11 protein-coding genes are annotated in these 12,975 nt (G+C 70.6%); 3 read left to right on the forward strand and 8 right to left on the reverse strand.

The genetic code is table 11. The features are described from left to right. Positions 1-141: 141 nt before the first annotated feature. On the reverse strand, positions 142-1,557 hold the full coding sequence (locus AAFN86_RS02685; protein WP_347541663.1) for a hypothetical protein: 1,416 nt from the start codon (positions 1,555-1,557) through the stop codon (positions 142-144). Between the two features lie 112 nt (positions 1,558-1,669). Between AAFN86_RS02685 and AAFN86_RS02690 the strand changes: the two genes are divergently transcribed. From AAFN86_RS02690 to AAFN86_RS02700, 3 genes are all read left to right on the forward strand, one after another. Next, on the forward strand, positions 1,670-2,104 hold the full coding sequence (locus tag AAFN86_RS02690; RefSeq protein ID WP_347541664.1) for a hypothetical protein: 435 nt from the start codon (positions 1,670-1,672) through the stop codon (positions 2,102-2,104). Positions 2,105-2,246: 142 nt separating this feature from the next. After that, positions 2,247-3,491, forward strand: a complete 1,245-nt coding sequence (locus tag AAFN86_RS02695) for an ABC transporter substrate-binding protein (RefSeq protein WP_347541665.1) — start codon at positions 2,247-2,249, stop codon at positions 3,489-3,491. Between the two features lie 181 nt (positions 3,492-3,672). Next, complete coding sequence (locus tag AAFN86_RS02700) at positions 3,673-6,093, forward strand: recombinase (RefSeq protein ID WP_347541666.1); 2,421 nt, start codon at positions 3,673-3,675, stop codon at positions 6,091-6,093. Between the two features lie 25 nt (positions 6,094-6,118). On the opposite strand, the gene AAFN86_RS02705 is transcribed toward AAFN86_RS02700, so the two are convergent. From AAFN86_RS02705 to AAFN86_RS02735, 7 genes are all read right to left on the reverse strand, one after another. Continuing rightward, entirely contained in the window at positions 6,119-7,321 is a 1,203-nt protein-coding gene (locus AAFN86_RS02705) for a hypothetical protein (RefSeq protein WP_347541667.1), read from the reverse strand. Then, positions 7,318-8,448: a hypothetical protein gene (locus AAFN86_RS02710; RefSeq protein WP_347541668.1), complete on the reverse strand. Its 1,131-nt coding sequence runs from the start codon at positions 8,446-8,448 to the stop codon at positions 7,318-7,320. Before AAFN86_RS02710 ends, AAFN86_RS02705 begins: the two co-directional genes overlap by 4 nt. Positions 8,449-8,842: 394 nt before the next feature. Continuing rightward, complete coding sequence (locus tag AAFN86_RS02715) at positions 8,843-9,625, reverse strand: enoyl-CoA hydratase-related protein (RefSeq protein WP_347541669.1); 783 nt, start codon at positions 9,623-9,625, stop codon at positions 8,843-8,845. 326 nt (positions 9,626-9,951) lie between these two features. After that, entirely contained in the window at positions 9,952-11,331 is a 1,380-nt protein-coding gene (locus AAFN86_RS02720; RefSeq protein WP_347541670.1) for a PASTA domain-containing protein, read from the reverse strand. A gap of 34 nt (positions 11,332-11,365) precedes the next feature. After that, entirely contained in the window at positions 11,366-11,755 is a 390-nt protein-coding gene (locus AAFN86_RS02725; RefSeq protein ID WP_347541671.1) for a hypothetical protein, read from the reverse strand. 10 nt (positions 11,756-11,765) lie between these two features. Further along, positions 11,766-12,395, reverse strand: a complete 630-nt coding sequence (locus tag AAFN86_RS02730; RefSeq protein WP_347541672.1) for a hypothetical protein — start codon at positions 12,393-12,395, stop codon at positions 11,766-11,768. Positions 12,396-12,514: 119 nt separating this feature from the next. After that, complete coding sequence (locus AAFN86_RS02735; RefSeq protein WP_347541673.1) at positions 12,515-12,916, reverse strand: hypothetical protein; 402 nt, start codon at positions 12,914-12,916, stop codon at positions 12,515-12,517. Positions 12,917-12,975: the final 59 nt, after the last annotated feature.

The raw sequence follows: 12,975 nt of genomic DNA on the forward strand, positions 1-12,975 counted from the left end.
TCCCGAGCAAGGTGAGCGCCCGGATCATGGCGCGGGCGGGCGGCGGGCGAAACCCCGGGCGGCGGCGGAAGCCGTTCAGCGCGGCGTGGTGCTGCTCTCGCCGTGTTCGAGCGGGCGCCTTCGCCCGGCCCGGACCTGACTCTACCCGCCCTCCGGCACTTCGCAGACGAAATCCTCGAACTTGCCGGCGGCGCTGCGTGGCAGTTCCGCCATCGCCTCGATCGTCACCCGGAAGCCGGCGCCGAACTTCCTGCGTGCCCAAGCGATGACGGCCGCCTCCTCCTCCGCTGTCGGCGGCCGGGCGACGGCCAGCGCGACATGCAGGTGGTCCAACGCCTTCTGCGCGATCCGGTACTGGCGCATCGGCGGTACTGCTTCCATCAGCCCCGCCAGGTCGCCGGAGGACAGTAACGGCCAGCGCCGCTCCCCGCCGGGCAGGCGCAGCATGTTCTGCCGTCGCCCCAGGATGCGCGTCAGCACCGGCAGCCCTCGCCCGCAGGGGCAAGGCGGCCCGACCTCCGCCGCATCGCCGATGTCGTAGCGGATCAGCGGCATGGCGAGATTGTGCAGCGGCGTGACCAGTACGCGCCCGGTCTCGCCCGGCACGCAGGCCTGGCCGTCCTCGCCGACCACCTCCACCCGCAGCCCTTCCGACTGCACGTGGTAATGCGGATGATCCGGGCATTGCAGCGCGAGGTAGCCCGCTTCCCGCGTGCTGTAGACATCGGCCACGGTGACGTTCCAGGCCGCTTCTATCGCTTGCCGTGCGTCCGGCCGCAGCGTTTCCGCGATGGTCATCGCCTGGCGCAGCCGGGGCAGGCGCAGCCCCGCGTCGCGTGATGCCGTGGCGAGCCGGGCGAGGATGCTCGGATGCGACAGGACGTAGTCCGGATCCTGCCGGACCAGCCATTCCAGCTGCTGCTCCACCGGCGTCGCCACGTTCAGGCTGGCGAGCCGCCCCGTCTCGAACACCCCCGCGCTGGAAAACCCCCAGCCCCGCTGCATGTCGCCCTGCGGATAGGCGGCCTTGCCCGCGCCGCTCTCGCGGATCACCGCGAGCGTCCCGGTCAGGTCGCGGCGATGCCAGAGATGGTCGCGAATCGTGAAGGCGCTCCAGACCAGTTCCCAGAGCTGGCTACGCACGCCGCGAATCGGCCGCCCGGTCGAGCCGGAGGTGAAGACCTCCCGATACTCGCCATGGCCCGGCGGCAACGCATCGGCGAGCATCGCCTCGCTGTCATCTGCCGCTTGGATCTCCTCCCGCCGCAGGACCGGCAGGCTGCGCCAGGCCGCTTCCCATGCCTTGGCATCGGCAGAGTCGGGCCAGCCACGCGGCAGGCGGTCACGGTAGAACGGCACCCGGTCGCGCGCGTGCGCCAGCAGCGCGGATAATTGGCGGCGCTGCGCCAGTTCCAGCCGTTCCGCCGGCCACCATTGCGATTGTTCGAGCTGGAACAGGATCGCGAGCAGTGCCGCGCCCGGCGCGTCTGGCAGCGCCGGCCAGACGACTCCCGGCGTGGCCGAGATGATGCCGAGCGGAGTGGTGCGGCGATCCATACGCTGTCATATCCGGATCTTGTGTCGTCGCCATGCCGATTGTGCCACGACTCTGCCACGACGCGATGACAAGCCAGCGTTGAACCAGAGCGACTGGCAGCCGGAGGGACCGATGCGACCTGTAACGATCAGCGCCATTCTGCTCGGCGTTGCCCATGTGACGCTGGCGGGCGGGGCGGAGGCCGCCATGCCGCGTGTCGCAGCGATGTCCGTGGCGGCCACTGACGGCGGCACCGGCACGACGCTGGTACGCGCCGGCGCCAGCCCCTTCCTGGCGGTGCCGGAGGCGCGCCCATCGGCGCTGCTGCCGGCCGGGGATGGTGGCGAAGGTGGCCGGGGTCGTGGCCGCCGCGGCGGCTATTATGGCCCACCGGGCCAATACTATGGCTGGGCACCGCCGCCGCCGGTCTACTATGCGCCACCGCCGCCCCGGTACTACCGGCCGCCACCGGTCTACTACGCGCCGCCGCCGCCGGTTTATTATGCGCCGCCGCCGCCGGTCTATTACGCGCCGCAGCCCGGGGTCAGCCTGAACTTCCGCTTCTGACCGGTCCGGCGGGATTGCGCCATCGGGCACGGTCCCGCGCTCTGCCGCGCCGGCGCGCAATGCCGTCGCGCTTGCGCAGGCGGGTGGCCCATGCAACGGGATGGATCGCAACCTCGAACCACAATCGGGAGCCGTCCAGACCATGACCATCGTGAACCGCCGCCAGATCCTGGCGGGGGGTGCCGTTGCCGGTGCCGCGACCCTGACCACCGGCCGTGCCTGGGCGCAGCCGCGCGACCAGGTGATCCGCATCGGCGTGCTGGCCGACTTCTCGGGTCCCTACCGGTCCACCTCCGGCCCCACCAGCCTCGCCGCCGCTCAGCAGGCGGTCGAGGACATGGGCATGGCCGGCCGGAACATCCGCGTCGAGGTCATCCAGGGCGACCACCAGAACCGGCCCGATGCCGCGCTCGCGCTCGCCCGCCGCTGGATCGACCAGGACGGCGTGGACATGATCTGCGAGGTGAACAACTCCGCCATCGCGCTCGCCGTCGCCAATCTGGTGAAGGAAAAAGACAAGGTCCAGCTGGCCTCTGGCGCGGCGTCCTCGGCGCTGACGGGGCCGCAATGCACGGCCAACACCATCCAATGGACCTACGACACCTGGATGTTCTCGAATGTGGTGGGTGGCGCCTCGGTACGCGCAGGCGGCGACACCTGGTACATGATCACCGCCGACTACGCCTTCGGCCATCAGCTGGAACGCGATGTCGGCGCCTTCGTGCAGAAGGCGGGTGGGCGCGTGCTGGGCTCGGCGCGCTATCCGTTCCCGGGCACGACCGATTTCTCGTCGTTCCTGCTGCAGGCGCAGGCGTCGCGCGCGAAGGTGGTCGGGTTGGCGATGGCGGCCGCCGACATGGTGAACTGCGTCAAGCAGGCGCATGAATTCGGCCTGACGCGGCGCGGCGCGCAACTCGCGGGCATGATCATGTTCGTGCAGGACATCAAGGCGATCGGCCTCGAGGCCGCCCAGGGCATGCTGCTATCCGAGGTCTATTACCACGACCTCAACGACCGCACGCGTGGCCTGGCGCAGCGCATCCTGCGCCGCACGCCGGACAACATGCCGGGGCAGGAACATGCCGGCACCTATTCCTGCGTCATCCACTACCTCAAGGCGGTGATGGAGGTCGGCGTGGCGCGTGCGAAGGCGTCCGGCCTCGAGGTCGTCAACGTCATGAAGCGCATGCCGACCGATGACGACGCCTTCGGCCCCGGCCGGGTGCGCGAGGATGGGCGCAAGATCCACCCGGCCTACCTGTTCCAGGTGAAGACGCCGGCGGAAAGCCGCGGCGAATGGGATTTCTACAATCTGAAGGCGACGGTGCCGGCCGAGGAAGCCTTCCGCCCGCTCAGCGAAGGCGGCTGCCCCCTGGTCCGCGGCTGATCTCCACGCGAGGCCGGCGCGAAGCCGGCCCCGCACCACGAGTCACCGGTTGCTGTCCAGTTTTAGTGGTTGATCTGCCTGAAGAACACCATATCTAGTGGTGAGCACTGCGAATCCCTGATAGGGTTTCGCAACACCGGGGCGGCGCGAGGGGGCGCCACCCCGACGGGGAAAGATCGCGATGGATGGAATGCAGGCCGGGGCCCTTCGGGCACCGAACGGGGTCGTGCGGCCACTGCCCGGCGGCGCTTTCGGCGAGGCGAAACTGACGCCACGCCCGCTCGATGCCGGCATGGGCGTCGCGGTCGCCCGCCGCACCGTGTTCCGTCCGGATGATTCGGAATGCTTTGGCCGCGTCGCCGATCGCGTGGCGGAAGGCAACATGTCGCTGCTCGGCCGTCCGCTTGGGGCGCGCGATGTCGCCGAGCGCGCCCGGCTGCGCAACGCCATCGCCACCGGCGCGCTGATCACCTCCGGCCGCCACCTGCAGCATGGCGATGCGCAGCAGGCGAGCCGCAACATGGAGGTCTTCACCAATTGCGCGACGGCCATCGCCTCCTTTGCCAAATTCTATCTGCTGCTGAACGGGTCGGGCGTCGGCCGCGCCTATGACGACGCGCTGGTCGCGGTGGACTGGGCGCGCGCGCCGGACCTGCTGCTGCACCTGTCGCCCGACCACGCGGATGTGCCGCACGACCGCGCGACGCTGCACCGCTTCGCCGTCGATTTCGGCCTGATCCCGTGGGGCACCAGCGAGGCCGCCTTCGATGCCGACGCCGTGCGCGCCTTCATCGCCACGGAATGGCTGGCCTCGCCCGCCGCCGCGCCGCAAGGGGCCATACACCACGCCGTCGCCGACAGCCGGGAAGGCTGGGCGAAGGCAATCGAACTGCTGGAAAGCCTCGCCTTCGAAGGTGCCGCTGACCGAACGCTGGTGCTGGATTTCTCCGCCATCCGCCCGCGCGGCGCGCCGATCGGCGGCATGCAGGGGCGCCCGGCCTCGGGCCCGCTGTCGCTGATGCGCGCCTTCATGGCGATCCGCCGCGACGTCATCGCCCCCGCGCGCGACGGCCGCCTGGCCGAGCCGTGGGAACAGGCGATGCTGGTCGACCACCACCTGTCGGTGGAAGTTCAGGTCGGCGGCGCCCGCCGTGCCGCGCGCATGGCGACGAAGAACTGGCGCGACCCCGGCATCATCCGCTTCATTCGCGCCAAGTCGGAAGGCGGGCTGTGGACCGCGAACAACTCGGTGATGGTCGATGCCGCCTTCTGGCGCGGCGTGCAGGCGGCGCGCGCCGGTTCCGCCCGCGCCGAGGATGTCCGCGCCCTGGCGGTCTTCGACGAGGTCACGCGCTGCGCCTTCGTCAATGGCGAGCCCGGCTTCATCAACGGCGACATGCTGGAGGACCATCGCACCGGCCGCGCGCGGGAGAAGCCTGTCTATCATGACGGCCGCGATGTCCGGTCCAAGCGGTATCAGGTGACCGATGCCTCGGCCCTGCTGGCCGACCTGTCGGCACGTGCCGCCGAGGCGCATTTCCCCTGCACCACCAATCCCTGCGGCGAGATCGTCCTGCACGTCACCGGCGGCTACTGCGTCATCGCCGATTTCGCGCCGCTGCTGGCCTGCCCGGTCGATCCGGCGAGCGTGTTGCCCGGCATCGTGCCCGATGCCATGGCCGCCGAATGGGATGCGCGGGTGGAGGATTCCGTCCGCCTCGGCGTGCGCTTCCTGATGCGCGCGAATTCCATGGACGCGCTCTATGCCGAGGAAGTCCGCCGCACCAACCGCATGGGCATCGGCCCGACCGGCCTGCACGAATGGGCCTGGGCGCGCTTCGGCCTCGGCTTCGACGATTTGCTGGACGAGGACCGATCCGCGCCGTTCTGGGAAGCACTGGCCCGCTTGTCCGACGCCGCGAAGGAGGAAGCCGACGCCTATGCCGACGAGCTCGGCCGCGTGCGCCCCTTCACCGTCACCACGGTGAAGCCGGCCGGCACCACCTCCAAGCTGTTCGGCCTCACCGAAGGCGCGCATCTGCCCGCGCGGCGCCAGTATCTCCGCTGGGTGCAGTTCAAGGGCACGCGCGACGAGGCCGGCCACTGGCATGCCGATGCCGACCCGCTGCTCGCGGACTACGAAGCGCGCGGCTATCCGGTGAAGGAACTGCGCTCCTTCCCCGGCATGAGCGTGGTCGGCTTCCCGACCCTGCCGCTGATCCAGCGCCTGGGCGCCGGCGACCGTCTGAAGACCGCGCCGGAAGCCAGCCCAGAAGACCAGTATCGTTGGCTGTCGCTGATGGAACGCCACTGGATCGGTGCCGAGCGCGGCAACCAGATCTCCTACACGCTCAAGGTCTATACCGATCGCCACGACCTCGACGCTTTCCGCGACATCCTTTTGACGCACCAGCCGCAGGTGCGCTGCTGCGCGGTGCTTCCCTCGGCTCCCGATGCGGCCCTCGGCTACGAATACCTGCCGGAGGAGGAGGTCACGGAAGCCGAGTTCCAGGCGATCGTCGCCGCCATCCGCGACCCGGCGCTGCATGAGGCGCTGGACATGGCGCATCTCGCCTGCGCCAGCGGCGCCTGCCCGATCTGACGCGCCGGGGGTCGGCCCCCACGGTTCAGTCGTCAAGCAGCTTCAGCGCGTCCTCAGGCCCCACCAGGATTTCGGCGAGCCTGGCGAGGTCGGCCGGGTTGGACCCCGGCGCCGCGCGCGTAGCCCCGAGAGCATCGGCGATCTGCCGCAGCGCCAAGTCATAGGCGGCGCCGCCGCCTAGCACGCGCCCCGCCCGTTCCAGGCGCTTCAGCGCCCGCGCCGTGCCTTCGAGGGCGGACATGGCGCCATCATCCGGCGGCGCCAAGGATGCCGCCATCGGTTCGAGGAGGCCTGCCCTGGCGCCATCGACGAAGGCGACACGGCAGGCTTCGCCGATATCGCGGCGCAACCCGGCGATACGCTGGCGTCTGTCCGGCCGGCGCCCGGCGGGGCAGGCGTCCAGATCGTCCATTGCCTCGGCGAATGCCTCGGCCAACCGGGCCGAACCTTGCGCATCATTCACCGTGATGTCCGGGCTGCAGCCATTGATCCATCGGTCGAGCACGCGGTCCGCCACCGGCGCGCCCATTCGCGCGGCCACCGCCGCCGCCACCACGCTGCCGGGCCTGGCGGCCTGCAGCAACAGGGTCGCGAGTATCGCCTCCGGCACCATCGGGTCCTCGGTAGCGGCGGCGACAAGCGCATCGCGCACCAGTTCGTCCGGCGGGCCATCGCGCGCCACCAGCAGCGCGGCCCAGAGCGGGTTGGCATGCCGCCAAACCCCACCGGCCACGATCATGGCGTGGCGGAAATCGGTCGCGGCGAGCCCGGCTGCCTCCCAGCCCGGCGGCTGCGCGAGTCCGGGCGCGATCGCGGCCGCGGCCTGCCACAGCCGGCGCCCCGCCGCATCGACGGTGCGCAGGTCGGCGAAATTGCGGCCTGCCAGCAGTGCCTCGATCGCCTGCGCCTCGGCTCCCATCGCCAGGCGCACCGCTTCGGCGATCGGCACCAGCGCGCTGCGCGGAAGGCCGCCATCCTGCCGGCGCCAGGACCGTGCCTCGGCGATGACGCCCTGCACGGGCAGGAACAGCAGGCGCGGCAGGGTGATGGGCCGGGGCGGCCGCAGCCGGCGCAGTCGCGGCCGCACCGCATCGAGCAGCCGGTCCGCCTCCTGCCGGTCGGTCATGCTGTCGAACAGCGCGACGATGCCTGCCAGCGCCTTGTCGGAGGCAGCGGCGACAGCGTGCACCAGTCGCCGCTGCTCGGCGGCGGGGGAGGTGATGTTCATGCGACCCTCGCCCGCAGCCTTTCGTTGCGCGCGACGATGTCGAGCATCCGCCCGCTGCGCCAATCCTCGTTGGCGCGCACCACGCGGCGCAATCGCGTGGGGCGTTCCCAATCCTCCTCGATGCCGAACCATTCCTCGACCTCGCGCGGCATGACGGGGGCCAGCATGGCCATTTCCCACAAGGCGCCGCCGCGCAGTCCCGGATCGGCGTCGCGCCACAATTCGCAGATCACCTGCCAGCCATCGAGCAGCCAGTCCGGCCGGGCGGCGCGCCTGCCGAGGTCGGTCGAATCCTCGCGCCACGCGCGCAGCAGCGTCGGCGTGTCCGACAGCAGCCCGTCCAGGTCCTTGAACGCCGCGCCGGCGCAGCCGAGCGTCAGCCGCGCTGCATCGACCACGAGCATGGCCGCATGCTGTTCCTTGGGATCGGCCGAATGCGCGATCCACAACTCGATCTCCTGCACCATGGCGATCAGGCGCTGGGCGAGCGCGCGCATGCGCGACGCGGCACCATCGCCGGGCACGCCGATGCCCGCGAAGGCGGCGGCGATCGATTCCAGCCAGGCGGCGATGATCTCGGCACTCACGCCCAGGCGCGGCGCGTAGCGCGCCACCGCGCGGCGAGCGCGGATCTCGATGTTCGCGGGCGTGTCGCGCTGCGGCGGTACCGCGGCCTCGTCGCGTGTCTCGCTGCGACGGATCAGGTCGAGCAGGAGCAGGAAGTTCGCCCGCATGCGCGCCGCCCCCTCCTCGCTGCGCGCCTGGGCGACGGCGGCCGCCGCGGCCCGCCCCGCCAGGCCCTCGGCGGCGACGGCTCGCGCCGTCTCCCGCACCAGGGAGGGTGCGACGGCGGTCTGGTCCGACAGGCGCTGCCACAGCCGCCGGTCGTGCAGGGTGGGGGAACAGACCTCGGGCAGCGCGCCCCATGGCACGATGTAGTAGCCGCGGCCGCCCGACGGGTTGGTGATCACCACCTCCAGCCCCGACCGCGTATCGGTGGGACGGATGCGCGCGCCGAGCAGGAAAGGGGTGGTGAAGGGAACCGTGACGCCGCGCGCCAGGAATGTCGCCGGCTGATAGGCGGCGGTCCCGAAACGCTCGAGGATGTCGGTGCTGATTTCGTGCATGGCGCGGCAGTCTGCCTGGACAGCCGTAAAAAAGCGGTATTCATGGACCTGGTCGTTGACGCTGACCGATGGGGGTTCGTCCGGCCGCGGCCGTTGGGCGCCGCCGTTCCCGGCGTTGGAGCATGATCGGTTCACATTCGTTCACCCATCACGCCCTAACCTATTGTTTGACGCGTGATTCAGACCTCCGGTGCATTCGCACCTGCGGCCTTCACGCTCTAACCCGGCACGCGGGCACCGCGGTTGGTGCGGGCCCGGTCGCGCCGCGCGCCGCCGGCCCCATGCGGGGTGACGGCAGTCGTGTCAGCAGTCTTCGAAGACCGGCCCCTGATTCGGGCCGCGTGGTTCAGCGCCAGGCGCTTGCCGCCCGCGACGGAACACCGGACCGGTGGCGTCAGCGCCCTTCGAAGACCGGCTTGCGCTTCTCGACGAAGGCCCGGGCCGCGTTGCGGAAATCCTCAGTATAGGCGAAGGATCCCTCCTCGATGCGGTCCTCGGCGCCGATCGGCAGGCCGCCCCGCAAACGCTGCATCGCCTTCTTGTGGAACCGCGCCGACAGCGGCGAGCCCTGGGCGATCCGCTGCGCGAGCGCCAGTGCCTCCGCATGCACGGCCCCATCCGCCACCAGTCGCGACAGCAGGCCCTTGTCCAGCGCCTCGCCGCCGGTGAAGACGCGCCCCTCGATCAGGATCTCGGCGGTCACGGCATAGCCGACCGACTGCATGATCGGGTCGATCTCCTCATAGGCGTAGAAGATGCCGAGGTTGCGCGCCGGGATGCCGATCCGTGTCGCCTCCGACCCCACCCTGAAATCGCACATGGTGGCGATGCCGCAGCCGCCACCCATGGTCCAGCCGGAACAGGCGGCGATGGTGGGGTGGATGCAGGTGCGGATGGCGTGGAAGGCGCCGTGCAATTCGCGTCCGTAGACCGCCTCGCGCTCCGGCGTGCCGCGTTCATGCGCGAAGGCGGCGATGTCCGCGCCGGCGCAGAAGGCGTCTTCCCCGGCGCCGCGGATGACGACCGCGCGCAGGGATTCGTCGGCGGACAGGGCGGACAGGGCCTCCCCCAGCGCGATCCACATGGGCAGGTCGAGGCAGTTGCGCTTTTCCGCCCGGTCGATGAGGACGGTGGCGATGACGCCGTCTCGGGACGTCTTGATCAGGTCGTGCGGCATGGCGGTGTTCTTGGAGTCCGTTTGAAAGCCCCGGCATCGCCGCGCATGCCCACGCCGCTCCATGCCGGATCGCGGGCCCGGTGGGCGCGCGCACCGGCGTCGGACGCGGGAAGGCACCGCACGGCGCATTCTCGCGCCATCTCTAGGCTCCGGCCTCCATCAGGTCCATCCGAGCCGAATGGCGTCGCTTGCGAATCCCGGTGGGCCTGGAGCCCGACGCCGGCGCACGGTCGCTTGCACCTGGTCCAGCGAGACAGGGCCCGCCACGATCCATCGCGTGCCGCGCGGCTGCACGGATCACCCGACCTGCGGGATCGGGCGCACCACTAGTCGTCCGCCAGGGCCTTGCGCAGCGCGGCTCGGGCATCGGCAAGCCCGCGCGGCGTGGGTGCGCCGATCACCGCCTGCAAGGCGTCATCCGAGGCCACGGCCAGCGCCGCGAAGGCCGCTGCGTCGGGCAGCGCAAGCTGTGTCAGCCGCTGGCGCAACAGGGTCCCGCTGATGCCGGTCCGCGTTCCAGCCGCGGCCTTCACCGCGCGGTCGATCAGCACCGGCAGGTCGGCGCCGGGGCCAAGCCTGACCGACACGGCACTTCCCGGTGCGACCGGCGTTCCCGCCGCTGGATCCTGAGCGAGCACTAAGCCTTCCTTCGCGGCTGCCCGATCCGTGATCGGAGCCAGCGCCAACCGCGCCGCGCCGAGCCGAGCCTCGGCCTCTGCCCTGGCCAGCCCGACGATATCGGGCACCACGACGCGCTCCGGCGCCGCCGTGGCCAGGGTGATGCCGACAGCGGCGCCGAGCGGAACCATGGTGCCGGCGGCCGGGTCCTGCGCGACGATCGTCCCGCGGGGTGCGGTCGTGGCGACGGCCTCGTCCTGCCGGCCCGGCAGCAGGCCGGCGGCCGCGAGCGCAGCCTCCGCCTCCATCGCGCTGAGGCCGGCAAGATCCGGCACCGCCGTCCGGCGCGGCAACGCCAGCAACAGGTCCACCCTGACCTCGGGCGCGGCCTCGACGCCAGGCTCGGGAGACTGGCCGATCACCGTGCCGGGCAGGGAGGCGCTTTCGGCCTCGGCGATGCTGCCGACGCCAAGGCCCGCCTGCCCGAGCCGCGACTCAGCCGATGCGCGCGACAGGCCAAGCAGGCTCGGCACCGGAAGCAGTTCGCCAACCCGGGTCGGCGCGGCCTCCGGCTGCGCGCGCAGGGTGAATCGGAGATCGGTGAGCGCGGCCGCCTCCGGGACTTCGCCCGGTGCCGGCAGGACGAAGCGGAGAGCGCCGTCATCGCCGATCGCCAGCAGCGCCTTCAGCCCGACCTGGAGGTCCACGATTCCGAAGGCGGCCGCATCGCCCGGCCGTGGTGCGAGTCCCGCCTGCAGGGCAATGGCGGCCTGGCGGAAGCCTTCGGCCAACGTGGCGGGGCTGGCCTGACGCGTCGTTTCCGACAGGCGGCGGACCTGCTCGGACAGCTTCACCCGTTCGCCGAGCAGGGCATCGATGGTCCTGCGGAGCGCCGCCGTGTCCTCGGAAGCCGTGCCGGCCTGCATGGCATCGACGCGCTTGCCGATGGCCGCAAGATCCTTCCGCAGATCCGCGAGTCCGCTCGCGGTGCCGCCCGACCCTGACTGGAGCGCCTTGACGGCGGCCTCCAGCGCCTCAGCCCTGCGTGCCTGGTCGTCCAGGCGTCGCGAAATGTCGTCCCCGGACATGCGCCGGCATCCTCCCCTCAATCCGTCGCGCGGATCACTCCCCGGTCCGGCCCGGTGGCGGGATGGAGACGATCCGCGCCTTCAGCAGGCTGGTCCCGGAGGCCTCCATGCCAAGCGTCGATTGCAGCCGCGCATTGTGCGGCGCCGCCAGGAGTTGCAGCCGGGACAGCAGGACCTTGCCGTTCTGCACGGTATTCTCGCGAGTCAGGCTGAGCGACATCCGCAGTTCGAGCGTCACCTCCGGCATATGGTACCAGGTTGCCTGCAGGCCGGTCGCGGCGAGCGCCGGGTCGTTGTCGATCAGCGTCTGCGCGGCGAGGCTGCCGGCATCCAGGGCCCGCTGCGCCTCGGCCACGCCTTCCCCGACCCGGGCCAGCACATCGGCCAGGGGACGGACCAGGACCTCCTCGATCTCCTTCGGCATGGCACGCCGCCTACGGGTTCGGCGCGGCCGGTTCCTGGACCGTGATCTTGGGCAGCACCCGTTCGGGCGGCGGCACCGGGCGCAGCGTCGTGCGCAGCAGGGAGGAGCCTTCCTCCTTGAAGTTGAACTTGCTGGAGTAGGAGGCGTTCATCGTGCTGCTGAGCGCCACGGTCGAGGTGTTCTCCACCCCGGCCTTGGCCGATCCTGCGAGGAAGGAAACCAGCCCGCCGGTCGCGAAGGAGGCATTGAACTTGGTCGTGTTGGTAAAGGAGGTCGTGGTGCCGAAGCTGAACTTCGTGGTGCGTTCGACCGCCATGGTGATCGCCATCTTCACCTCGATGATCGTCTCGCTGAAGGCATAGAAGGTCGGGTTGATGCCGAACACCAGCAGCGGCATCTCCTTGTCGTTGAACAACACCTCGGTGTTGGTCACCTGGCCGTCCGCGTTGACCGTCTCCTTGATGGCGATGGCGACGGTCCCTTCGGGGATATTCGTCGTCGCCAGCGCCTGGGCGGTGCGGATGGAATTCAGGTCGAGCGCCATCTGCGCCTGCGCGATGGCCGAGGCCAGCTTCTCGACCATCTCGGGAAACGGGACGTTCAAGAGCTCCTGGCCGACGCTGACGGGAATGTTCGCCATGATGTCCTCCCTTTTCGCTGTTGACCCGGCCTGGCACGGCGGCCTCGCGGCAACCGCTCCAGCCCATCGTCGTCACGCACGTCTGCGCCCGCTCGCGTGGCTTCCCCGAATGGGCGGCCTTATCCCGTCACCTCCCGGACATGACCGTCCGGCCCGGCACGCAGGCGCCGTATGGGTGGGGGTGTGAAGGTCACGCTGCCCGCATGCGCGACGCCGGGAATGGCGGCGAGGCGGCTGCAGGACTCCTCGGGACCGAACAGGATGAAGGCACGCGGCAACACGACGACCGGACGGGCGCCCAGGGCGGCCGCTTGGTCCAGGATTCGCCGCCGGGATGGCTCCGGCAGGTTGTCCCTCAGCGTCAGCATCAGGTGTCGTTCCACCATGACCGCCGTTCGCCACAAGATTGCGCTGGCGACATTATCCCCGCGGGCAAAGAATCCATAGCGAATTGCGCAACCCCAGCGAGCATTCACGAGCACGACATGCCTGCCCGGCGTGAAGCCGGTCGGGCGCGCCACCTTGGGTTGTCGTTCGCGACGCAAGACAGGCGAGACCGCTCCCTTGGAAGTGGCACCGC

The sequence above is a fragment of the Roseomonas sp. CAU 1739 genome (genome assembly GCF_039839775.1).
In the GTDB taxonomy this organism is placed as follows: Bacteria; Pseudomonadota; Alphaproteobacteria; order Acetobacterales; family Acetobacteraceae; genus Neoroseomonas.